Below are 24,266 nucleotides of genomic sequence, written 5' to 3'. Positions count from 1 at the left end.
AAAGCTGCATCCGCAGCTTTTTGTTTTATGATCTAAATGGAAAGATATTTCCACAAAATAAAAACACGTTTTCATAATTTATGATTAAAAAGACCTTTATAGCGATTTATTGTTTTTTGAGTCTATTTTTATTTACGGTTCCCCTGATGGCCCAGGAACCCATTGATGTGATCAATAAGACATTAGATACCTGGCATAAATCTTCAGGCGAGGTGAAGTTTGGCCCCTTTATCAATTCACTTGCGGCAGATGCAGTAATATTGGGCGCCGACCGGGAGGAACGTTGGGATAAAAACCATAGCGATAAATTCTCTGAACAGTATTTTAACCCTAAATATGCCTGGAACTATACCTACCAGAACAGATCCCTCCATTTTAATACCGATAGTACGACGGCTTGGTTTGACGAAACCTTTAAGATAAACACGAAGTACTTTCGGGGTACTGGTGTATTGAGCAAAATAGACAATGATTGGAAAATCCAACAATATAACCTGTCTATGCTTGCACCTTATGCTGATGTTAAATCCGCTATCGGCGGGAAGCTTGGCCATGAAGTGCATAATAATGTACTCTTGGTAATGGTGCTGTTTTTCTTTATGGCGATGCTGTTTGTACTCAGCCAACGCTTAAAGATATCCTATCCCATTTTATTGGTTATTGGCGGCTTAGGGATTTCTCTGATCCCTGGAGCGCCCGTGATAAGCATAGATCCCGATATTGTCTTTTTGGTATTTTTGCCACCCTTGTTGTTTGAAGCAGCCTGGTATACCAACTGGAACAATTTTCTGAAATGGCGTCGATCCATTTTCATTATGGGTTTTGGTCTGGTCTTTTTCACATCCTTGGCAATCGCTTATTTTTCAGTCAGTATTATTCCTGGCTTTACCTTGGCTTTAGGTTTTCTGTTGGGCGGTATTATTTCTCCACCGGATGCGGTAGCCGCAAGTTCAGTATTAAAAGGTGTGAGTATACCCAAACGGGGTATTGCTATCCTGGAGGGGGAGAGTTTGGTTAATGATGCGGCTTCTTTGACCGTATTTCGGTTTGCTTCCATTGCTATCCTAACGGGACAATTTGCGATGGGTACAGCAACAACACAATTTCTTGTCCTGTCAGTCATGGGTGTTGTTGTTGGACTTGTGATCGGCCATATCTTATATTTTTTCTTGCGTTATGTCGCTAAATCCTCCAGTATATCGACACCCATTACACTGATCGCTCCTTACCTGATGTATATCGTTGCTGAACATTTTGAATGGTCGGGCGTCTTGGCTGTCGTCAGTGGTGGTTTATTTCTTTCTTTCCGGGCAGGTGATTATCTCAATTACCATACCCGTATCCAAACCAAGGAGGTGTGGGCAACAATAGGTTTTCTATTGAATGGCTTTGTTTTTATCCTGATCGGGCTTGAACTTCCTGTGATCATCAATGGATTGGGTGAGTACTCGATGGAAGAGGCAATTGATTTTTCTTTGGCCATCTGTGTTATTGTCATTGTATTGCGCTTGGTCGCGGTTTATCTTTCGGCTTATGTTCCACGTTTATTGTTCAAAAGAGTCCGTGTCAGAGAAAAAGGCCCGGGGTGGAAACTACCATTGATCGTCGGTTGGGCTGGTATGCGGGGTGTTGTTTCGCTTGCCTCAGCCTTGGCTATCCCGATGACTTTATATGACGGAACAGCTTTCCCGCATCGTAATCTTATTTTGTTTATCACTTTTGTCGTTATTCTGGTGACTCTGGTGTTTCAGGGACTTACACTGCCCTTGCTGATAAAATTGATCAAGATCGAGGAGGTTGATGAACAGGTGCCGATGGAAGAGCAAATTGATGAAATTCGTGTTAGGCTCGGTAGGGATTCTATAGCCTATCTCGATAAGCACTATGCCAAGGAGATGATGGAGTATGAGACAATCGCACGAGTAAAAGAACAGCTCATCCGAAGTATAAATGCATCTGAACGTGCCAAAGAAGAAGATACCCGAGCACAGCTATCAGCCGTTAGGGGATTGTATAATAAAATTATGCTAGAAATTCTGGTTGTACGTCGCAACGGATTAGCAAAAATGAAAGAAAGCAAAGAGTACGACAGTGATGTCATCAAAGATTTGGAATATTCATTGGATTTAGAAGAGTCGCGCCTGACACGCAAATAAGCTGCTTACACAACTGGCGGTAATAAAGCTTTGTCAAGCGTTGGTATCGTGATAAAGAGTCATTCAAAAAAGCCATTGGCACCTGCGGTGAAGTTCAGTCCCAATATGCCGGACAGGATAAATTGAAAAGGCTTTGGGCTCTTAGATACTATCTGAGACTTGCCTGCTCGCGGGTTTAAAATAGCAAGGTTGATCTATTGGACCAGCCTTGCTATTTTTCCTTTATCTCCAGCCAAAAAGACGGCTTTACCTTTTTTAGCCTTCTGCACCGCATTGTAGCTTTCTTGAGAGATTGTATACCATGTTTTTCCTTTGTCCGCTGACAGATCCGTTCCCGAGGTTCCGGTGCTGATCAGTTGTTTGTTCGAAAGATAGATTACAGCCGATTTAAAACCCGATACTGGTTGACTTGAGGCCTGCCAGGTTTTGCCGCCATCATTGCTCAAAAAACAGGCTTTATCCTTGTTTTTATCATTTCTGTAATCGCCGCCAACGACGATCCCTGATTTAGGGGAACTAAATGCAATGGAAAAAGGGCCAGTACTATTTTGCCCTTGCGTGATGGGGCAACTGTAACGCTGCCAAGTGTCCCCCTGATCACCGCTAGCGTAAATATTGGAAACCGTTCCGCCGGTTGCGATCCAGAAATCTCCAGTTGCAAGACTAAAGATGGAGGTACCACTGGCGGCAAAACCGGCTTCACCTTCGGCAATGGTATAGCTTAAATTGGAGGATATATCCTTCCAGGTCTGCCCAAAATCTGTTGTTTTTATTAAAGGCATCTTCCCATTGATGGCATCGCCAAAAGCTATACCGACACCTTTTGGTGTAAAGGCAAAACCATCATAAAATATTTCGGGTCGTGTATCTTTAAAAACCTCTTTCCAGCTTCTACCCGCATCAGTTGTGAGCAATACTAAAGCTGGAGAACCTGCTGAAATAATCAGGGCCTGATTCTCATCAAAAGCTTCGATATCTCTAAAGTCAATCTTTTCATAGCCGATCGGATTGACCCACTGCCAATTTTTCCCGGCATCGGTACTTAAGCCCACTGTGCCGTTGCTTCCGCTGACCCAAAGTGTTTGATCATCAACAACACTTAGTCCCCGATAGCTGCTATTGCGTTCTTGGTCCAACAGCTGAATTGTGTTTTTTTGTGCAGATACACTTTCGACAAGAAAGACCTGAATGAAAAAGAGAAGAAATAGTGGTTTCATGTGGTTATACTAATTATAGTAGTGCATTCAGCTGCATAATTATGTTAAATTCAGTTATATAATTGCGGTAGATCTATTTACGCTAAATTCACTTGTATTACTGCAATAGATCCAATTATGTTATTATGGTAAATCTACGGATATTATTTAGACAAATCTACACTTCTGCGGGATGCTTTACGTCCTTTTTTCAAGATTGTTTTCCTCAATAGGAGTAAGCCAACTGTCATTTTTCTTGGTGATTTGAAATAAGGTATACTTAAAATAACGAGCAAGGATATACAGGCCGATGTGCCCAATGCGCCACCATAGCCATTGAAAAACTTACTGGTGTTGAGCAGGATGGTGGTGAAGATAACACCTGCCAAGGAAAGTCCGAAATAGGTGGACAGCTGCGTTTTGGATACCATACCGATAAAAGAAGCACCGATAAATACGGCTGGAATATACTGTGTGAGATAGATGGAGAGTAGATGGGGGAAGAAATAGAGGAAAGCAGACACGATCAACGTCAGTAATGCGGAAGAGCGTACTGCGCCCTGTTTGTATTTTGTATTTACATAATATGTTGCTGTACTTCCGATAATTCCGACAAGATATAGAATGAATGTTTCCATGTTATTTGAAAAGATAAAGTAGTAAATAGGTCAACGAAACACCGAGGAAAGCCAGTGTCCCCAATTTGCCACCGACGCCATTCAGTAAACTTTTTGAAATGACCAGAAAGACTGCGGTAAAGACACTCGCCGTCAATATAAAAGAAAAACCATGAGCAACCTGGGAACTCGACATACCCACAAAAGCACCACAATAGATGGCAGCAGGAAGATGTGGAAGGTAGCCAGAATCTTTATTGATATTGGGGATGAAGGACGCCAATGTGCCCGTTAGTGCAGCCCCCATGACCGGGCCAAGACCAAAAATCTGATTGAAGTAATAGGAGGCGATAGCGCCTATCGGCACCCAAACCGCAATTTTGATCGACTCATATTCATGGATGTGGTGGTGTATCGGCGATTTGAGGTAACTATATAAGATGAATAAGGAAAGTAATCCGATGAATGACAGTACAATATATGAGTTGGTGTTTTCAACAAAAATGGCGACTAGAAAGAGTGCCTGGATAACAAATAATAAGCAAATACTTAAAATTCTAAACTTCTGCCTGGCTTGCATTTATTTCAAATTTCGGCAAAGTTATCAATTATTTGTCTATTTTACAGGTAGATTTTCTTTTTATCAGGATTGGATCGAGAACAACTTGTTCGATATCTTCATAAGGATCCTTTTGTTTGACCATCTTCAGAAAGAGTTTAGCACATTCTTCACCCATTTTGTTGGCCTGTTGATCGATACTCGATAAAGTTGGTGTAATAAACGAAGAGAAAGTCTGATTTGCAAAACCGATGACACCGGTCGCTGGAATAGCAATCTCAGCCGCTTTTAGTGCTTGGATAATCCCAACAGCTGTAAAGTCATCACCACCAATGATAGCATCCGGTTGAATGGAAGATTGCAAGATTTGTTCAGTACCTTTTATCCCCGCTTCAATAGATAGTTCACCGCGGACAATAAGATCATCCAACTGTGGAAGGTCAGCCTCTTTTAGGGCGGCTTCAAAACCACTAAAGCGATCCTGAAAGATAGCGATTTCTTTGTTTGTGGTGATAAAGCCAATATTTTTATACCCTTGTTCAATCAGGTGTTTGGTCGCCAGATAGCCCGCCTCAAAATCGTTCAATTTGACTACTGGTGCTGCAATATCCCGGTGAGTACGGTCAAAGATGATCAGACATTTGCCCTGCTTGATGACCTCCTGAAAATGTGTTATTTGCTGAGTTTCTAAGGAGAGTGATGCAATGATACCATCCACCTGTGCTTCCAATAAGGTTTTGACGCCATTTACCTCATCTGAATAGGATTCATTCGACTGATAAAGCAGCAAGCTATAGTTGTGTTTTTTTAGTTCTTTTTCAATACTGTGAACAGCCTCAGCAAAAAAATGGATTTGCATGGTCGGTACGATAACACCAATTGTATTGGAGCGCCCCGAAGAGAGTGAAGATGCAATTTTATTGACACTGTAATTCAGCTCTTTTGCTTTTGCCAAGACCAATTGTCGCGTAGCTTCACTAATGGTGGGTACATTATTCAAGGCACGGGAAACCGTTGAAACCGTAATTCCAAGCGCCCGCGCAATATCATAGATCGTTGTTTTTTTATTCACGCCCCAAAGTAAATAATTTTATTGAATATTTTGGAAAATACGGAAACATACTCTACTTTTATGCAACCGGTTGCTATTTTGTTTCCGCCAATTGTTTTTAATAACCAGTTTTCAGAAATTCATATGTATTTTTTAGGTATAGATATCGGTACTTCTTCAGTCAAAGTTTCCATTGTCGAAGCATTCTCGCAGCGAAAGGTCTGTTCGGCGCAATATCCCGCTGAGGAGGCTCCTATTATTTCGCCGCAACCCAATTGGGCGGAGCAGGATCCTAGGGATTGGTGGTCCTATTTCAAACAGGCTCTTTCCAAGGCAAATGCTTCAGGCTTGTATGATCCCAAACAAATCACAGCCATTGGTATAGCTTATCAAATGCATGGACTCGTTGTTGTCGATCGGGACCAACAGGTATTGCGCAATGCCATTATCTGGTGTGATAGTCGGGCTGTTGAACTGGGAAATGCCGCTTTTGAGGAAATGGGAAGGGCCTTCAACCTGCAACACCATCTCAATTCGCCAGGTAATTTTACCGCTTCCAAACTAGCTTGGGTAAAAGCCAATGAACCCGAGATCTATCAGAAAATTGATAAGATCATGCTTCCCGGGGATTTTATAGCCATGAAGCTTTCAGGGACCATTAGTACCTCCATCTCTGCATTATCGGAAGGAATATTCTGGGATTTTCAGCGCAATGAACTATCCACAGCGCTCCTAGACTATTATGGTTTCGATGCGAATCTGATCCCCACAATATTGCCCGTTTTTGCTGAACACGGTCAGATTAAGCAAACTGTAGCGGAGGAGTTGGGGTTGTCAGCGGCGGTAACCATCAACTATAAAGCTGGAGATCAGCCTAATAATGCACTTTCTTTGAATGTGCTGCAACCTGGTGAAGTAGCCGCCACAGCGGGCACTTCGGGTGTTATCTATGGCGTGAGCGACAAGCTGATCGCTGATCGCGAATCCCGTGTCAATACATTTGCCCACGTTAACTATCGGGAAGATGAAATCCGGACCGGTGTATTGCTCTGTATCAATGGTACCGGTATCATGAACAGCTGGGGCCGGAAGCTCTTGGGAAAAGAGCTTTCCTATGATCAGATTAATGCCCTGGCAGCGACTTCACCCATCGGTAGTAAAGGATTACAGGTTATCCCCTTTGGAAACGGAGCCGAACGTATGTTGAATAATCAACTGGTGGGCGCATCGGTAACGGCAATCGACCTCAATAGACATGAAACTGCTGATATCATGCGGGCGATTCAGGAAGGAATAGCGTTTGCTTTCCGCTATGGACTGGATATTATGCGCGAAAATGGACTATATCCACAGATGATCCGTGCGGGACATGCCAATCTATTTCTGAGCCCCGTATTTCGAGACTCATTCGTGGGTGCGACCAATGTTCCCGTAGAAGTATATGATCATGACGGCAGTGTTGGTGCTGCCATGGGCGCAGGAATCGGTAGCGGCTATTATACCGATTTCAGGGAAGCCTTCCGGAGCTTAAAACCGGTATATACCGTAGAACCTAATCACGTTGATCAGTATGAAGAAAGTTATCAACAGTGGAAGGAAATTTTAGTTAATAAAATCAATGCGAAATAAGATGAATATAATCAAAGGACAAAAAGAATTTTTTAAAGGAATCGGACAGATCGAGTTTGAAGGACAGCAAAGCAAAAATCCATTTGCTTTTCGTTATTATAATCCCAAACAGGTTGTTGCAGGTAAAACCATGGAAGAGTATTTTAAGTTTGCCTGTTCCTATTGGCATTCCTTCAATGGTGACGGATCCGATCCATTTGGCGGGCCTACTCACAGATTTCCTTGGGATGAAAGTAATGACCCGATCACACGTGCAAAAGATAAGATGGATGCTGCTTTTGAATTTATCAGCAAAATGAATATTCCATACTACTGTTTTCATGATGTAGACTTGGTGGATTACACGGATAATGTGCTGGAAAACGAAAAAAGACTGGCAACGATCGTAGACTACGCTAAAGAAAAACAGCAGGCGAGTGGTGTCAAGCTTCTTTGGGGTACAGCCAATCTCTTTAGCCACAGACGTTATATGAATGGAGCAGCGACCAATCCGGATTTTCAGGTATTGACGCACGGCGCTGCACAGGTGAAAGCTGCATTGGATGCTACCATTGCACTTGGTGGTGAAAACTATGTGTTCTGGGGCGGACGGGAAGGTTACATGAGCTTGTTAAATACGAATATGAAACGGGAGCAGGAACATCTTGCACAGTTTTTACACCTGGCTAAGGATTATGCCCGTAAAAATGGTTTCAAAGGGACATTCTTTATCGAGCCAAAACCATGTGAACCGACTAAACATCAATATGACTATGATGCAGCTACCGTATTGGGCTTTTTGATACAGTATGACCTATTGGACGATTTCAAACTCAATCTTGAGGTAAACCATGCAACTTTGGCCGGGCATACCTTTCAACATGAATTGCAGGTTGCTATTGATGCCGGAAAACTGGGATCCATTGACGCCAATCGTGGTGATTATCAAAACGGCTGGGATACCGACCAATTTCCCAATGATATCAATGAACTGACCGAGTCCATGTTGATCATTTTAGAAGGTGGCGGCTTCCAGGGCGGGGGTGTTAATTTTGATGCCAAAATCCGTCGGAACTCGACTGATCCTCAAGATTTATTCTACGCACATATCGGTGGGATGGATCTTTTCGCACGGGCTTTGCTTACTGCTGAACGTATCTTGGAAGACGGTGAATACCGCAAAATAAGAACAGACCGTTATGCATCCTTCGATCGTGGCAACGGTGCCTCTTTTGAGCAAGGCGCCCTGACGTTGGAATCTTTAAGAGATTTAGCGGTAGAATTTGGTGAGCCTCAAACGATCAGTGGAAGACAGGAGTATTTAGAAAATTTGATCAACAGGTATATATAGTTATTCAAAATATTTCTATATTAGACGATCAAATTAAACCAATTACCAATACATGAATAATTATTTAAGTACAAAAGATTACATCGTTTTCCTGATATACTTTGTCATTGTCGCAGGTTATGGATTATGGGTGTATTATCGCAAAAAGTCTGAATCTGTAGGCTCCAAGGATTATTTTCTTGCCGAAGGATCGCTGACTTGGTGGGCGATTGGAGCCTCCCTGATTGCATCCAATATTTCTGCAGAACAATTTATCGGTATGAGTGGCTCGGGCTTCAAGATGGGACTTGCCATTGCGACTTACGAGTGGATGGCGGCAATTACCCTGATTGTTGTGGCGGTGTTTTTTATTCCGGTATACCTCAAGAATAAGATCTTTACGATGCCGCAATTTCTGCACAAGCGTTATAATGGCACTGTAGCCATGATTATGGCTGTCTTTTGGTTACTATTATATGTGGTGGTCAACCTGACTTCTATTCTTTACTTAGGCGCAATTGCGGTCAGCAGTATCTCTGGTATTAGCCTGGATGCCTGTATGTATGCTATAGCCATTTTTGCCGTTATCATCACATTGGGCGGTATGAAGGTGATCGGATACACGGATATTATTCAAGTATTCTTTTTGGTGTTGGGTGGTTTGGCAACAACCTATTTGGCATTGAATCTTGTTTCAGAACATTATGGTGGTTCTGGTATCTTACAGGGCTACCAACTGATGACTGAAAAAGCTTCTGATCACTTCCACATGATCCTGGAACGTAAAAACGAAAACTACCTGGATTTACCGGGACTAACGGTTCTGATCGGTGGTATGTGGATTGTGAATCTGAACTATTGGGGTTGTAATCAGTACATCACGCAGCGTGCGCTGGGAGCAGATTTGAAGACTGCGCGTAACGGGATTTTGTTTGCTGCATTCTTGAAGTTGTTGATGCCGATTATCGTGGTATTACCGGGTATTGCCGCATACGTTATGTGGAAAGATGGCTTATTTCAAAATGAAATGATGCAACATGGTGAGGTAAATCCGGATCATGCTTACCCTGTTTTGTTGAATTTGTTGCCAGCAGGTCTGAAAGGGCTTTCATTTGCGGCTTTGACAGCTGCGGTAGTTGCCTCATTGGCGGGTAAAGCAAATAGTATTGCCACGATCTTTTCATTGGATATTTATAAAAAGGTATTTAATACCGAAGCTTCTGATAAGAAGTTGGTCAATATTGGTAAATTGACCGTTGTTGTTGCCATGATTTTGGCCGTGATTATCGCGCCACATTTGGGTATTGACAAAAAAGGTGGATTTCAATACATCCAGGAGTATACCGGATTTGTGTCACCGGGTATTTTTGCCATGTTCATCTTGGGATTTTTCTGGAAAAAGACAACATCAAATGCTGCATTATTTGCAACGATCGGTGGATTTATCTTATCCATTATTTTCAAAAAATTACCAGATTGGGCAGATCTTTCTTTCTTGGCTTCTACCGGTTTCTCTATTCCAAATCCGACAACGGGGATTTACGAAATTCCGTTTTTGGACCGGATGGGCTTTGTCTTTGCGATCTGTATCATCGGTATGATTATTATCAGTTTGATTGACAACAAACGTGGGGTAGTACCTGCTGGTCTGGAAGTAGATACAACGATGTTTAAACCACATAAAGCATTTTTGATCGGAGCATTGATTGTTGCCTTATTGGTGACAGCATTGTATTCCATCTATTGGTAATCCGATCATCAAAAAGGCGATATAGAGAGCCCATATCAACTGCGGTTGAGATGGGCTCTTTGTTTTTAAAAAATCTGGCTACCGTTTTGTACGGAGGGTTTACACCAATAGTCAGATGATTTTTAAAAAATTCCTATCTTGTCTTCAATAACTATTACATGTGCTACGATGCGCAAATCCGGCCTGGTATCCCTGTTTCAATAGCAGAGGAGACCAAAGGGGTGGACTTTGGACAAAAAATAATAACAGGGATGAAAAGAAAATATGTGCTATTCACTGCATTTGTTGGAATGATGACAACATTTGCGCCAGTTCAGGGACAGACACAACGTACGGAGAAGCCGCCATTGCATGGTAAACACTGGATGGCGATTACAGGTAAGCCTTTGGCCGCGACTGCTGGTGCCCAGCTGTTCCACCAAGGGGGCAATGCTATTGATGCTGCTTGTGCAATGCTTGCGGCAACCTGTACCATGTGGGACGTGCTCAGCTGGGGTGGAGAGACACAGGCGCTGATCTATCATCCGAAATTAAAAAAAGTGATTGCTATCAATGCACTCGGTGTCGCGCCGACAGGGGCAACGGTTGATTTCTTTCGGTCAAAGGGCTATGAATTTCCGCCAGAATACGGCCCTCTTGCCGCGGTTACACCCGGCACGCCGGGGGGCTTATGTTACATGCTGGCCCAATATGGCACCAAGAGCCTGGCCGAAGTACTAGCACCAGCACTAGAAATGGCGGCCGGTTATCCCATTGATGCACAGACCGCTAACAGTATCGAACGTGGTAAAGAGCGTATTAAAGAATGGCCATACAGCAAAAAAGTCTTCTTGGTCCATCAAGGGACAGAAAGGGAAGCTCCCGAAGCCGGCGAGCTCTTTGTACAGCAGGATCTGCTTCAAACATTAACCAAGCTTGTTGAAGCGGAAAAGAAAGCCCTTGCAGCCGGTAAAGACCGAAAAACAGCCATCATGGCCGCCTACGACCGCTTTTATAAAGGAGATATTGCGGATGAGTTTGTCCGTGGCAGTAAAGAGCAGGGGGGCTTGATTACCAAAGAAGACCTTGCCAACTGGAAACCCATTGAAGAAGAACCTTTGCATGTTAACTATAAAGGTATAGACGTCTATAAATTACAGGAGTGGACGCAGGGACCAGCTATGCTGCAGAGCTTGCAGCTGCTGAAAAATTTTGATCTAAAAAGCATGGGCTATAACTCAGCGCCCTATATACATACAATATATCAGGTCATGAATCTGGCCTTTGCAGACCGGGATTTTTATTATGGGGATCCCTATTTCAAACCTAAGGCACCTATTCAGGGTTTATTAAGTGAGTCTTATGCCAAGGCACGGGCCGCCACAATTGATCCGCAGCAGAACAATCCACAGGTTCTTCCGGGCGATCCTTATCCTTATGAAGGAAAGAAGAATCCTTTTGCCAAGCTACTTCAACAACGTAGCAAACAATTCACTCCGGATACGGAGTCAAAAAAAGATTTTGTTCCCAAGCACGATGCGAATTCAACATCATCCTTGTTATCCCTGCCGGATACAGCCCTCTGGGCCTCTCTGGCAACAGATAGTGTCTATATGGATCGGCTGTTGCGTGGAACGACCAGTGTGGAAGCGGCAGATGCCGAAGGCTGGGTTGTTTCGATCACGCCGAGTGGAGGCTGGCTACCGGCCTGTATCGCCGGAAACACGGGGGTGGGTATGAGCCAACGCTTACAAAGTTTTGTCCTCGACTCGCTGATCAATCCCTTTAATGTCGTGGCACCGGGCAAACGGCCACGTGTAACGCTTACACCGGCGCTGGCACTAAAAGAGGGAAAACCATATCTATCTTTTGCGGTACAGGGAGGTGACACACAGGATCAGAATCTGCTGCAATTCTTTCTGAATACCGTGGAGTTCGGCATGACACCACAGCAGGCAAGTGAGGCGCCGAATATCAATAGTAATCAACTGTGGTTATCTTTGGGTGGCACCAAAATAGACGACCGAAAACCTCGTGCCGGAAGCTTATTACTGGACAAACGCACGCCGAAGGAAGTTGTCGAAAAACTTAAGACAATGGGCTATAGCATACAGTTTGGTGAACGAAATAGTGGTCCGATCAATGCGATCTATTTCGACCAGCAACATGGTACACTCTGGGGCGGTAGCAGCAACAATGGGGAGGACTATGGAATAGGATGGTAGTATCGTTTTGTTATCTCCATCGTATTTGGTATCTTACCTACTGATCAAAAGGTGATTTTTTGTTATGGAGGGTAGTGTCAATAAGTATTCGTTTGTTTTTCAGCCTGATGAAGCGGGTTTAGTATTGGTGGACGGTTTAAAGCAGCAGTTGAGAGCGGCCTTGGCCGAAGAATTTCCAGATAAGGACAAAGGCTGGTATCACAGCTGCAATTCCAAAGCCCATGTGACCATTTGTGCTTTTGCCGGAAATGAGGATACACTGGCACAGGCCATTGCCGCTTTACAACAAACGATGCTCTATGAGCGTAGTCAGTATGTTTATTTTGATCATTTTTCCTCTTTCGTTGGAGGAGCTTTTTATATTGCTCCCACGGTACATGCCCGAAGTTACCTAAAGGATCGGACCCGAAAGGTCGTACATACCCTCAACTCCTTTGATCTGATCGAAATCAGTGATGAACCGCATATTTCTATTGGACGTAGATTGGAACCAGAACGGCTCGATTTCGCAAAAAAACTATTGCGCTCAGTTGATCTGAGTTTTATGTGTAGCGGTGTGCATATCCGCCGCTTTAATCCGGACATGGGGCAGTATGAACCCGTTGATTTTGTCAAATTTGGCAATCAGTCGAAAGAAAATTCTGGACAACTTTCATTTAAATTCTAATTATATGGCTGTTTAATTGCCTAGTAATGTAAAGCTTTTTATCTTTAGCCCTAGCAATAAAAGATATTGTCCTCATGTAAACTATGCATCACGACGACTCCCATCATAAATCATTATCCGATATCCATGAAAGTGTGGATGTCAATCAAGGAAAATCCAAATTCAAAAAGGTACTCAGTTTTTTCGGCCCAGCCTATCTGATCAGTGTGGGGTATATGGATCCGGGCAACTGGGCGACGGACCTCGCGGGGGGAAGTCAGTTTGGCTATGCTTTGATTTGGGTCTTGCTGATGAGCAATATTATGGCGCTATTGCTGCAAAACCTCTGTGCGCGATTGGGTATCGTGAGAGGGAAGGATCTGGCGCAATGTAACCGCGAGACTTACCCCAAGCGGATGAATTTTGTGCTGTATGTCCTAGCCGAGATTGCGATTGCTGCCTGTGATCTGGCCGAAGTACTGGGTATGGCCATTGGCCTCAACCTGTTGTTCGGCATTGATCTGCTCTGGGGGGTACTGATCAGTTTTGCGGACACCTTCCTGTTACTCTATTTACAGAAGTTAGGTATGCGCAAAATGGAACTCTTTATCATCGGTTTAATTTCCATGATCGGCATGTGCTTTATGGTGGAGATGTTTTTGGCTAAGCCTGATTTCTCCGAAGTAGTCACAGGTTTTATTCCGAGCATTCCCAATAGTGCTGCGCTCTATATAGCGATTGGTATTATCGGTGCTACCGTCATGCCACACAACCTTTACCTGCATTCTGCCCTGGTGCAGACCCGAAAGATTGACCGAAATGAAGTCTCCATACGAAAATCATTAAAATATAATTTTTGGGATAGTGCAATCGCATTGAACCTAGCATTCCTGGTCAATGCGGCAATTTTGATCCTTGCAGCATCCGTATTTCATAAAAATGGTATGCATGATGTTGCCGAACTGGAAGATGCCTACCATTTATTGGGCAATTTACTCGGTACAGAATGGGCCTCGAAGCTATTTGCTGTAGCATTGATCCTAGCGGGCCAAAGTTCAACGGTCACAGGAACCCTGGCGGGACAGATTGTAATGGAAGGTTACTTAAGACTGCGTATCAGTCCGACCCTGCGCCGGATTATCACGCGGCTTTTGGCAATTATACCCGCTGTATTGGTGATCCTGATTTCCGGCGAAGGGCGAGTAGGGCAGTTGTTGATCTTTAGCCAGGTGATCTTGAGTATGCAGCTGGCCTTTGCGGTAATACCACTGATTCACTTTGTCAGTGACAAGGCCAAGATGGGCATCTTTGCAATTAAACCCCTGACCAAGGCTTTTGCCTGGTTGATAGCCGCTGTGATAGCCGTGCTGAATTTTAAGTTGGTTTATGACGAGGTCACCGGATGGATTACCGAAGCAAACAATTTTTTTGTCACAGTGTTACTTATTCTGGGAGCCGTTGGTCTGCTCTTTCTGCTGATCATGACGGTATTAATTCCCATTATGCGCAAATCAAAACCGATCGAGTTGGAAGTGCACCCTCCATTTGAAGCTTTACATTTTGAGGACAGAGGATCTTTCAAGAAGGTGGTGATTGCCTTGGATTTTTCAAGTTCAGATCAAAAAGTAATACAATACGCGTTGCAGTTGTCACATGCCGATACCAGCTTTGTCGTTGTCCACATTGTCGAAAGTGCCTCCGTTAAATATACAGGCGAGTCTACTGATGATTTTGAGTCACGACAGGATTTGGAACGCTTAAAGCTATATGCTGACTTTTTATTGTCCAAAGGGCATCAAACGGAATATGAACTTGGCTACAACAATCGGATCAAGAGCATTGCCGAAGTCTGCGAAAAATATCATGCTGACCTCTTGGTCGTGGGGAGTCACGGTCATACCGGAGTCAAAGACTTTGTGTTTGGTGAGACTGTAAACAAATTGCGTCATGCTGTAAAAGTTCCGGTTTTTATCGCACAATAAGGCTTTGAAACCTATCGCAAAGAGACACTGTCTATTCACTGTAATTTTATTGCGGAAAAAGTGTGGGGATGGATCGGTAAGTGCTAAATAATTCTTACTTTTGCGTCATCAAATCAAGATATGAGCGACGCTATTAAACACGAGTGCGGAATCGCACTAATTCGCCTGTTAAAACCCTTATCTTATTATCAGGAAAAATATGGTACGCCATTCTATGGCATCAACAAATTGTACCTATTAATGGAAAAACAGCACAACCGTGGACAAGACGGGGCTGGAATTGCAACCATTAAATTTGATGTTAAACCTGGAAATCGTTACATTTCGCGTTACAGAGCTATGGGCTCAACTGCTGTGGCAGACATATTCGAATATGTACAGAAAAAATTTGCTTCTGTTCAGAAGGCATTTCCAGATCAGTCAAAGGATACCCAATGGTTAAAAGATAATGTCAGTTTTACTGGAGAAGTACTTTTAGGACATTTGCGCTATGGAACGCATGGAAAGAACAGTATCGAAAGCTGTCACCCATTTTTAAGACAAAACAACTGGATGTCACGCAATCTTGTTGTTGCGGGTAACTTCAACATGACCAATGTTGATGAACTTTTGCAACAATTGTATGAGTTGGGACAACATCCAAAAGAAAAAGCGGATACCGTAACCGTTTTGGAAAAAATTGGACATTTCTTAGATGATGAAAACCAGGAGCTTTTTGATCAATTCAAAAAAGAAGGGTATTCCAATGTCGAGATCAGTTCATTGATCGCCAAAAACATTGATGTCTCCAAGATCCTAAAGCGTTCAGCAAAGACTTGGGATGGTGGTTATACCATCGCTGGTATCTTTGGTCATGGCGATGCTTTCGTGATGCGTGATCCTGCGGGTATCCGTCCGGCATTCTACTATCAAGATGAGGAAATCTTAGTTGTAGCTTCCGAAAGACCAGTTATCCAGACTGCATTCAATGTGCCTATCGGTGCCGTGAAAGAAATTAAACCGGGCCATGCCTTGATCGCTAAAAAAGATGGTACTGTGTCACAGGAAATGTTTAGACAACCTGTTGAACAACGTTCTTGTTCTTTTGAGCGTATCTATTTCTCTCGTGGGTCAGATGCTGATATCTATAAAGAGCGTAAAGAATTGGGTAGATTATTAGTGCCACAGGTACTGGAATCTGTCAAAAGTAATATTAAGAATACCGTATTCTCTTTTATCCCCAATACGGCCGAAGTATCGTACTACGGTTTGATGGATGGTATCAATACCTACGTCAGGGATTTCCAAAAAGAGACCTTATTAAAACGTGCAGAGAAAATTTCTGATGAGGAGTTGGATGAGATCTTGAGCATCAAACCTCGTTTTGAAAAACTGAATGTAAAGGATGCTAAATTGCGTACCTTCATTACGCAGGATGCGGATCGTACAGATATGGTACAACATGTGTATGATACCACTTATGGCATTGTTAAAGATCATGAAGATACCATTGTTGCAATTGATGACTCCATTGTACGTGGAACGACCTTGAAACAAAGTATCCTGACAATCTTGGATCGTTTGAATCCGAAGAAAATTGTGATCGTTTCCTCTGCACCTCAAATTCGATACCCAGATTGTTATGGTATCGATATGTCACGTATGGGTGAATTCGTTGCATTTGAAGCAGCAATCAACCTGTTGAAACAACGTGGTATGGCACATATTATTGATGAAGTGTACCAGAAATGTCTGTTGTCGATGACACAGGATGTCAATGAAATCGAAAACTATGTGAAAGCCATTTATGCGCCATTTACAGATCAGGAGATTTCCGAAGAAATTGGCCGTATCGTTAGACCACACCATTTAAAAGCGGAGCTTGAGGTGGTGTATCAAACCTTGGATAATTTACATAAAGCATGTCCGGCGCATACTGGAGATTGGTATTTCTCTGGTGATTACCCTACCCCAGGTGGTAATAAGGTTGTTAATAAAGCCTATATGAACTGGATTGAAGGTAAAAATGTACGTGCATACTTCAGTAGCTAAGTATAAAAATATCAGAAGAAGGGGGCGTTCAAGATGGACTGCCCCTTTTTCTTTCATCTTGTTTTTACCCCGCGAGGTCTTTTTTTTATATGCTGGACCCAAGGGAGTCGCCAAGAAGAGCTTTTACTTTTTGTACAGCTTCTTTTTTTATATATTCGTAATACGGAATTGATTATAATGACACAGCAGGCTATCATAAGGTATTTGCTGTATTTTGCCAATATATACTTTTATGATTCAATCAATCTTTGGCCTTATTGAAATTAAGGTTTTTAACAGCGTAAATAAATAGCTCCATGAGAGGACAACTTTTCTATCTTTTTCTTCTTTTTTCAATGGTTTCCTGTGATATAGCCCATAACGTGCCCAAGGATCCTTACCCCAATTCATTTGACAAACCGAATATCGTGAATTCCTTTGTGGATCAGAATGGAAACTTCTATCCGGACAATTGGCGCAAAACGTATGGTGAACCACCTAAAAGTGGTGATGTGAATGCCTATTCCCTGATGAAGATTGCAACAGAAAAAGGAATTGAAAGCCAGTTGAAAGGTTTTGAAAAGACCCGAATGTTGGCTGTGGGCAGCAAAGTAAAAGCGAAAGACCGTGTATTTATATTTGTGCATGGATTCAATGCACCATCAGATGAGGTCAATGAGAGCTATGAGTATATGCGCAAGTTATTAAAGCTCAATACGAATAAAGATGAGGTGGTTAAGTTTTATTGGGATGGTTTACATACGACAAATCCTTTTGGCGGCGCTAAAGTTTGGTTTTCTGCTACCTCATTTAGCCAAATGGCAGGTGAGTTTGGATTACGCAATCTCCTGAATAGCATCAGCAATAAGAAGATTATCCTGATCTCACATAGTCGGGGCGCTTCAGTTGTATTGAGTGCTCTGAGCAGTGCAACATTCAGTACGAGTTTCGCAAAGGGTACACTGGAAAATCATAATGTTGATGTTGATGGAGCAAAAAAACTTGCCGAAAACGGAAACGATATCATGTGTATTATGCTCGCTCCGGCGATCGGTATCGAAGATTTTAAATCAAAAGATGTAGAGAAAGGAACCGATTCCTACCGAACCTTTAGTAAACAGGTCAAGAAGATTCACATCACCGTCAATAACACCGATGTGATGTTGAAGAAGTTTGTCGGTTTTCTTTCCAATAAGCTGAAAGCTACCGACCTGGGGTATAAAGTGGATGTGTACAATGAGCTGGTCAAGTATTATCCTTTTATGCAGTATACTGATTTTACGGGGATGAAAAGCCATGATTTTAATAAATATATCCGAAACCCCAAATTCAAGGGCATGTTAAAAGCCGATGGGATAGCCGTCACTCGTTAAGACAATGAAACATATTTTTAAGAGTCTCTATTTTCAGGTTATCGTCGGTATATTGATCGGTATTTTCTGTGGGGTCTATTTCCCGGATTTTGCCGTTAAACTAAAGCCGCTGGGTGATGTCTTTATCAAGTTGATCAAGATGGTGATAGCACCCCTGATCTTCAGTTCGATCGTGATCGGTATTGCAGGGATGCAGGACGTGAAGAAAGTAGGGAAGATTGGACTGACATCGATTATCTATTTCGAAGTCATGACCACGATTGCATTGATTATCGGTTTGATCTTTGTCAATCTGATTGAACCCGGAACGGGCATGAATGCCGATCTGGCGAGTCTGGATACATCTTCGGTATCACATTATATTACCGAGTCCCAGAAGCCACACAGTTTCATGGACTTTATCATGGATATTATTCCGGAGAACGTGATCGCTTCGGTTGCCTCAGATAATATATTGCAGGTACTGGTTTTTGCGGTGCTTTTTGGGATAGGGATGACCAAGGTCGGTCAAAAAGCTGCTGAACCCGTTATCAATGTGCTGCAATCTTTTCTAAAGGTACTTTTCTCCATTATTAAGATGGTGATGTATCTTGCTCCATTGGGAGCCATGGGTGCGATGGGATTTACCATTGGAAAGTTTGGTATTCAAGCCTTGACCAAGTTGGGGATGTTGATGTTAAGTTTCTATCTGACCTGTTTTATCTTTGTCATTATTGTTATTGGTGCGGTATTACACTTCTACCTGAAGGTTAATATTTTCAAATTCCTGAAATATATCAAAGATGAGATTTTGATTGTATTGGGAACCTCTTCTTCGGAATCAGCATTGCCGGGCATTATGCAGAAAATGGAGGATGCAGGTTGTGCGAAGTCCGTAGTAGGTTTGGTGATCCCGACAGGGTATTCCTTTAACCTAGATGGGACGAGTATTTACCTGACTATGGCAGCGGTATTCATTTCGCAGGCACTCAATATGCACCTGACCTTGCAGCAGGAAATTACCTTGCTGTTGGTTCTGTTGTTAACCTCAAAAGGAGCTGCGGGTGTGACTGGAAGTGGTTTTGTGACCTTGGCGCTAACTTTGCCCGTGGTCGGACATGTGCCTGTTGAGTCCGTGGCATTGGTGTTTGGGGTGGATCGGTTTATGAGTGAAGCAAGGGCCATCACCAATCTGATTGGCAATTCGGCAGCGACACTCGTGATTTCCAAATATGAAAATAGCCTGGATGAGGAAGTCCTCCATGAGAAACTTGGTTGATAGCGCATAGAACCGGATGATCATAAAGTTTGTGTTCAAAAAACGAATAGAGAATCCCATGGTTATTGAGTCTTTGACACGACACAGTGAGAATACGGGCCACATAAAAGAAAAACGGGGTGTCCAATATTTTTGGACACCCCGTTTTTCTGAATAAACTTATCTAAACTCTTGAGAAGCGATTAAGCCTCTTTTTTTGTGTTTTCAATTCCTTGAGTTAGATCTAAAGCACCATCTACTTTTTCTTCTAGAAGTGCTAGTTTGATCACCTGTGCCATTTCGGTCACATAATGGAACTGCATATCTTTGATATAATCTTCCTTGATTTCAAGGATATCTTTTTCGTTGGATTTGCAAAGGATAATATCTTTGATGTTCGCGCGTTTCGCCGCAAGGATCTTTTCTTTGATACCACCTACTGGTAACACTTTTCCACGTAGTGTAATTTCACCTGTCATAGCCAATTTCTCTTTAACCTTACGTTGGGTAAATAGAGATGTCAGCGCAGTAAGCATTGTTACCCCAGCGGATGGACCATCCTTAGGAATGGCACCTGCAGGCACGTGGATATGGATGTCCCAATGATCAAATACCTTGTAGTCGATCCCGAAATCAGCAGCATGAGCTTTTAAATAAGCTAAGGCAATAGAAGCGGATTCTTTCATGACATCACCAAGGTTACCTGTCAGGCTCAAGCGTCCTTTACCGGGACTTAAAGAGGATTCGATAAATAGAATATCACCGCCCACGGAAGTCCAGGCTAAGCCAGTCACCACACCGGCAACATTATTGTTTTCGTAGATATCTTTATCAAAGATCGGAGCGCCCAGGATATCCACAACATCCTGATCGTTGATACTTGGATTATAATCTTTTTCCATGACAATACGTGTCGCAATACCACGGACGATCGAACCAATTTTCTTTTCCAGTCCACGTACGCCCGATTCTCGGGTATAGTCTTCAATGATTTTTTCGATAATCTTACCTTTTAGAGCAACATCCTTTGCAGCCATACCGTGCATTTCACGTTGTTTGGGTAGCAAGTGTTTTTTCGCTATTTCAATCTTCTCCTCAATGGTATATCCATTGACTTCGATGATTTCCATACGGTCCAATAAAGCTGGCTGGATAGCACTTAGCGAATTGGCTGTTGCAATAAACATTACTTTGGAAAGGTCAAATTCCATTTCCACATAATGGTCGTAGAAATGTGTATTTTGCTCCGGATCCAATACCTCTAGTAGGGCAGAAGAGGGATCGCCTTTAAAATCTGCGCTCATTTTATCGATCTCATCCAGGATAAAGACCGGATTGGCAGCACCTGCTTTTTTCAGCGATTGGATAATACGGCCTGGCATTGCACCGATGTACGTTTTACGGTGGCCTCTGATTTCGGCTTCGTCGCGCACACCACCCAAGGCCATACGTGTATATTTACGTCCCAATGCTTTGGCGATAGATCTTCCTAGGGAGGTTTTACCAACTCCTGGAGGGCCTACCAAACAAAGGATAGGAGCTTTCATATCATTTTTCAGTTTCAATACCGCGAGGTATTCAATGATACGTTTTTTGACTTTTTCCAACCCATAATGATCCTTGTCCAGGACTTTTTGTGCTTTATTTAAGTCAAAATTATCTTTGGTCGTTTCGTTCCATGGAAGATCAAGCAGCAGTTCAAGATAGTTTAACTGAACGGAATAATCTGCAGCAGCTGGATTGATACGTGATAGCTTTTCAAGTTCCTTGTTAAAATGTTTTTCGATATCAAGGCCCCATTTTTTTGTTTTACCACGCTTTTTAAGCTCTTCCAGCTCAAGGTCAGGTGTATTTCCACCAAGCTCTTCCTGGATAGTTTTCAATTGTTGGTTCAGGAAATAATCCCGCTGTTGCTTATCTAGGTCGACACGCACCTTATTCTGGATCTGATGTTTCAGTTCCAACATTTGGATTTCCAAGGTCAACAATTCCAACAAGAGCTTTGCACGGTTTTCAACCTTTGGTATTTGAAGAAGCTCTTGTTTTTTGATCATTTCGACATTGATGTTGGACGAAATAAAATTGATCAGAAAAGAAGGGCTTTCAATATTTTTGATTGCGATACCAGCTTCGCTGGGTAGATTGGGTGAAAGCTGAATAATCTGTAATGCCATTTCCTTCAAGGTGGATATTGTCGCCTTGAAATGTTTTGTCATCTTGGGTTTTGCCTCGTTGAATTTCTCGACACGCGCCTTGAGATAAGGCTCGGTTTCTAAGATCTCTATCAAGTTAAAACGTTGCTTTCCCTGGATGATGACGGTGGTGTTTCCATCAGGCATCTGCAGCACTTTGATAATATGGGCAACAGTACCCACCTTATTCAACTCCTCAAACCCAGGGTCCTCTACTGTCATATCCTTTTGTGAAACCACACCAATTGTTTTGTTGCCCTTATAAGCTTCTTTAACCAATTTGATGGATTTATCCCTTCCTACAGTGATCGGAATGACAACACCGGGAAATAATACGGTATTGCGTAAAGGCAAAATAGATAGTGCTTCTGGAATTTCAGCATTTGCCATATCGTCTTCATCCTGCTGTGTCAATAGGGGGAAGAATTCTGTGTCTTCCGTAACGATTGGAATAGCCTGACTGAAATCAAAAGTTTCGAATTTGCTCATAGTGTTTATTTTGTGTATTTGGCAGTCGCTGACATGTTGTCGGCAGACCTTCAAATTTTAAGCTTCAAATATTGTTTCCCCTATATTGCAAGGGAAGTGCCAATTGCTAAAAGGTAGCAAAATTACTAATCTATTTTCTAGAATATGCAAAAAAGGCAGGTTAAATAAAATTTATCTGCCATTTGTTGGATAAATAGGCATAATAATTGTAATATTGGAATGTGAAAGAATAAACGATGGCAGATTCTTGCGAGAGGTGAAGCAACAGGACTATTTTTTCTTGGGATAATAAACGATCAATATTGATCATTAATAAGGTATATTGAAAAAACGTAACTATTTAGATATGAACTTAAAATCACTTAAATTAGGTTTGTTCACAGGAGTTTTTGCTTTGGTTGCACTTGGTGCCAATGCACAACAAAAACAAGCTGAGCATAGCAATGCCAATGTGAGAATGGGCCAAAAAGCTCTTTTGGATGGTGACTTCAAAAATGCAGAGTCATACTTGACAAAAGCTTTACCGCAGGAAGGCAAAGATCCGGATGTCTTGTATATGTTGGGTTACTCCCAATTTCAAAATGGTGATTATAAAAAGTCAGCTGAAACTTTCGGTAAGGTTGTTGCATTAAGCCCTAAAAATGCAAATGCATTGTACTTTAAAGCAAAAGCAAACAATACTCTTGCAATTCAAGCAAACAAAGTGTCTGCGGCAAACAAAGAACAGTTGTTGCGCGTAGCGATTGAAGATTATTCAAAAGCGATCGCTATCACACCTACTGACTCAAAGTTCTATCAAAATAGAGCAATCGCAAACCGCGATTTGGGTATTTTGATCGGTACAGCTGGTACACCTAATTACAACAAAGCAATGGCTACAGATGCTTATAATAATGCAATCAAGGATTATGAAAAAGTATTGAGCTTTGATTCTTCTAAAAAAGATATTCAAACAGAAGTCAAAAAAGCAAAAGTATATAGAGATAACTTGAAATAAGCTTATCTTATAGGATAGAAAAAAGGGAAACTCAACTGAGCTTCCCTTTTTTTATGAAGGTACTTAGCACCTTGCTCTTTTCATTCTTTAGGTTATCCAATAGCTTCTGAGGATTCTCTTGATACGACTGATCCGCTCTGCCGTCTGTCTTTGATAAATTTGCAAACGAAATACTTCGCAATACTGTTCCTTTATTGAATCAACAGGAATTTAGTATATGGAAACGAATCGATTGTCTGCAGAAATGCAGGATATTTTAATCAGTCAAATGACAAAAGAAGCCGAAGCTGCGCAAATTTATCTGGCTTTGGGTGTATGGGCCGACGATCAAGGTTACGGTGGTATCGCCAATTTCCTATATCGACATGCGCAAGAGGAACGGAATCATATGACCAAAATTATGGGGTACATACTGGAAAGAGGAGGGCGTCCCCGGATCCAGGCCATTTCAGCACCACCAGCAGATCCAAAGACCTTGACGGAATGTTTCCAGCGGGTATTTAAACATGAAGTAGATAATACCGAAGCGATTTATACTATTGTCAATCTGTCTATGGAGCAGAAAGATTGGGCGACATGGAATTTTGCACAATGGTTTGTCAAAGAGCAGATCGAAGAAGAGAAACTTGCGCTTGAATTGATCGATAAATTGAAGATCGCCGGTGGAGATCGGGCCTCAGATGAATCGTTATTTGCATTAGATTCCTCATTAGAAAGCATGCCTGACGATGTAGCTTTGGCACGGGAAGGCACCGCAGATGACCCTAAGTAGGGCGAGAATTTAAATTCTGAGAATAATTTTTAGTGCGCTGATCGCATAAAAATAATGTCCGAATTCGTTAAGAATTCGGACATTATTTTTTAGAGGA

General features: G+C 42.4%; 17 protein-coding genes. 12 read left to right on the top strand and 5 right to left on the bottom strand.

Going from position 1 to position 24,266, the window contains the following annotated elements:
* Nucleotides 1-80 precede the first annotated feature (80 nt).
* Complete coding sequence (locus tag M2408_RS16235; protein WP_259183351.1) at nt 81-2,156, top strand: Na+/H+ antiporter; 2,076 nt, start codon at nt 81-83, stop codon at nt 2,154-2,156.
* Between the two features lie 194 nt (nt 2,157-2,350).
* On the opposite strand, the gene M2408_RS16230 is transcribed toward M2408_RS16235, so the two are convergent.
* The 4 genes from M2408_RS16230 to M2408_RS16215 all read right to left on the bottom strand — a co-directional run bounded on the left by M2408_RS16230 (nt 2,351) and on the right by M2408_RS16215 (nt 5,600).
* Entirely contained in the window at nt 2,351-3,373 is a 1,023-nt protein-coding gene (locus tag M2408_RS16230; protein ID WP_259183350.1) for a YCF48-related protein, read from the bottom strand.
* A gap of 143 nt (nt 3,374-3,516) precedes the next feature.
* Nucleotides 3,517-3,990: a hypothetical protein gene (locus tag M2408_RS16225; RefSeq protein ID WP_259183349.1), complete on the bottom strand. Its 474-nt coding sequence runs from the start codon at nt 3,988-3,990 to the stop codon at nt 3,517-3,519.
* 1 nt (nt 3,991) lies between these two features.
* Nucleotides 3,992-4,549, bottom strand: a complete 558-nt coding sequence (locus M2408_RS16220; RefSeq protein ID WP_259183348.1) for a hypothetical protein — start codon at nt 4,547-4,549, stop codon at nt 3,992-3,994.
* Between the two features lie 28 nt (nt 4,550-4,577).
* A complete protein-coding gene (locus M2408_RS16215) occupies nt 4,578-5,600 on the bottom strand; it encodes a LacI family DNA-binding transcriptional regulator (protein WP_259183347.1) in 1,023 nt (340 codons plus the stop codon).
* A gap of 123 nt (nt 5,601-5,723) precedes the next feature.
* On the opposite strand from M2408_RS16215, the gene M2408_RS16210 reads away from it, so the two are divergent.
* From M2408_RS16210 to dctA, 9 genes are all read left to right on the top strand, one after another.
* Complete coding sequence (locus M2408_RS16210; protein ID WP_259183451.1) at nt 5,724-7,208, top strand: xylulokinase; 1,485 nt, start codon at nt 5,724-5,726, stop codon at nt 7,206-7,208.
* A gap of 1 nt (nt 7,209) precedes the next feature.
* Nucleotides 7,210-8,538, top strand: coding sequence for a xylose isomerase (gene xylA / locus M2408_RS16205; RefSeq protein ID WP_259183346.1), 1,329 nt, complete (start codon nt 7,210-7,212; stop codon nt 8,536-8,538).
* Nucleotides 8,539-8,590: 52 nt separating this feature from the next.
* A complete protein-coding gene (locus tag M2408_RS16200) occupies nt 8,591-10,267 on the top strand; it encodes a sodium/sugar symporter (RefSeq protein WP_259183345.1) in 1,677 nt (558 codons plus the stop codon).
* A gap of 158 nt (nt 10,268-10,425) precedes the next feature.
* Nucleotides 10,426-12,471, top strand: coding sequence for a gamma-glutamyltransferase family protein (locus tag M2408_RS16195; RefSeq protein ID WP_259183344.1), 2,046 nt, complete (start codon nt 10,426-10,428; stop codon nt 12,469-12,471).
* 64 nt (nt 12,472-12,535) lie between these two features.
* Nucleotides 12,536-13,138 (top strand): 2'-5' RNA ligase family protein, encoded by a 603-nt coding sequence (locus tag M2408_RS16190; protein ID WP_259183343.1) that lies wholly within the window; start codon nt 12,536-12,538, stop codon nt 13,136-13,138.
* A gap of 83 nt (nt 13,139-13,221) precedes the next feature.
* The gene (locus M2408_RS16185) at nt 13,222-15,099 is read left to right on the top strand and encodes an Nramp family divalent metal transporter (RefSeq protein ID WP_259183342.1); all 1,878 of its coding nucleotides are present in this window, start codon (nt 13,222-13,224) and stop codon (nt 15,097-15,099) included.
* Nucleotides 15,100-15,219: 120 nt separating this feature from the next.
* Entirely contained in the window at nt 15,220-17,130 is a 1,911-nt protein-coding gene (locus tag M2408_RS16180) for an amidophosphoribosyltransferase (RefSeq protein ID WP_259183341.1), read from the top strand.
* A 296-nt stretch (nt 17,131-17,426) separates the two neighbouring features.
* Nucleotides 17,427-18,482, top strand: a complete 1,056-nt coding sequence (locus M2408_RS16175; RefSeq protein WP_120259079.1) for an alpha/beta hydrolase — start codon at nt 17,427-17,429, stop codon at nt 18,480-18,482.
* Nucleotides 18,483-18,486: 4 nt separating this feature from the next.
* Nucleotides 18,487-19,740 (top strand): C4-dicarboxylate transporter DctA, encoded by a 1,254-nt coding sequence (dctA, locus tag M2408_RS16170; protein WP_259183339.1) that lies wholly within the window; start codon nt 18,487-18,489, stop codon nt 19,738-19,740.
* 182 nt (nt 19,741-19,922) lie between these two features.
* Here the strand turns inward: dctA and lon are convergent, their stop codons facing one another.
* Nucleotides 19,923-22,400 carry an endopeptidase La gene (gene lon / locus M2408_RS16165; RefSeq protein ID WP_259183338.1) on the bottom strand — a complete coding sequence of 826 codons (2,478 nt, stop codon included), beginning with the start codon at nt 22,398-22,400 and terminating at the stop codon, nt 19,923-19,925.
* Between the two features lie 346 nt (nt 22,401-22,746).
* Here lon and M2408_RS16160 point away from each other — a divergent pair, with 346 nt between their 5' ends.
* Together M2408_RS16160 and M2408_RS16155 are read left to right on the top strand one after the other, a co-directional pair.
* Nucleotides 22,747-23,397 carry a tetratricopeptide repeat protein gene (locus M2408_RS16160; RefSeq protein WP_120259076.1) on the top strand — a complete coding sequence of 217 codons (651 nt, stop codon included), beginning with the start codon at nt 22,747-22,749 and terminating at the stop codon, nt 23,395-23,397.
* Nucleotides 23,398-23,614: 217 nt separating this feature from the next.
* Nucleotides 23,615-24,169 (top strand): ferritin, encoded by a 555-nt coding sequence (locus M2408_RS16155; protein WP_120259075.1) that lies wholly within the window; start codon nt 23,615-23,617, stop codon nt 24,167-24,169.
* Nucleotides 24,170-24,266 lie beyond the last annotated feature (97 nt).

This window comes from Sphingobacterium sp. BIGb0165 (genome assembly GCF_024810095.1).
Lineage (GTDB): Bacteria > Bacteroidota > Bacteroidia > Sphingobacteriales > Sphingobacteriaceae > Sphingobacterium > Sphingobacterium detergens.
The sequence above is the reverse complement of the archived record's forward strand: the minus strand, read 5'-3'. Positions and strand labels throughout refer to the sequence as shown.

Coding starts and splice junctions, on each gene's coding strand:
- M2408_RS16235 (WP_259183351.1), top strand. CDS start 81: ATGATTAAAAAGACCTTTATAGCGATTTATTGTTTTTTGAGTCTATTT.
- M2408_RS16230 (WP_259183350.1), bottom strand. CDS start 3,373: ATGAAACCACTATTTCTTCTCTTTTTCATTCAGGTCTTTCTTGTCGAA.
- M2408_RS16225 (WP_259183349.1), bottom strand. CDS start 3,990: ATGGAAACATTCATTCTATATCTTGTCGGAATTATCGGAAGTACAGCA.
- M2408_RS16220 (WP_259183348.1), bottom strand. CDS start 4,549: ATGCAAGCCAGGCAGAAGTTTAGAATTTTAAGTATTTGCTTATTATTT.
- M2408_RS16210 (WP_259183451.1), top strand. CDS start 5,724: ATGTATTTTTTAGGTATAGATATCGGTACTTCTTCAGTCAAAGTTTCC.
- xylA (WP_259183346.1), top strand. CDS start 7,210: ATGAATATAATCAAAGGACAAAAAGAATTTTTTAAAGGAATCGGACAG.
- M2408_RS16200 (WP_259183345.1), top strand. CDS start 8,591: ATGAATAATTATTTAAGTACAAAAGATTACATCGTTTTCCTGATATAC.
- M2408_RS16195 (WP_259183344.1), top strand. CDS start 10,426: ATGTGCTACGATGCGCAAATCCGGCCTGGTATCCCTGTTTCAATAGCA.
- M2408_RS16190 (WP_259183343.1), top strand. CDS start 12,536: ATGGAGGGTAGTGTCAATAAGTATTCGTTTGTTTTTCAGCCTGATGAA.
- M2408_RS16185 (WP_259183342.1), top strand. CDS start 13,222: ATGCATCACGACGACTCCCATCATAAATCATTATCCGATATCCATGAA.
- M2408_RS16180 (WP_259183341.1), top strand. CDS start 15,220: ATGAGCGACGCTATTAAACACGAGTGCGGAATCGCACTAATTCGCCTG.
- M2408_RS16175 (WP_120259079.1), top strand. CDS start 17,427: ATGAGAGGACAACTTTTCTATCTTTTTCTTCTTTTTTCAATGGTTTCC.
- dctA (WP_259183339.1), top strand. CDS start 18,487: ATGAAACATATTTTTAAGAGTCTCTATTTTCAGGTTATCGTCGGTATA.
- lon (WP_259183338.1), bottom strand. CDS start 22,400: ATGAGCAAATTCGAAACTTTTGATTTCAGTCAGGCTATTCCAATCGTT.
- M2408_RS16160 (WP_120259076.1), top strand. CDS start 22,747: ATGAACTTAAAATCACTTAAATTAGGTTTGTTCACAGGAGTTTTTGCT.
- M2408_RS16155 (WP_120259075.1), top strand. CDS start 23,615: ATGGAAACGAATCGATTGTCTGCAGAAATGCAGGATATTTTAATCAGT.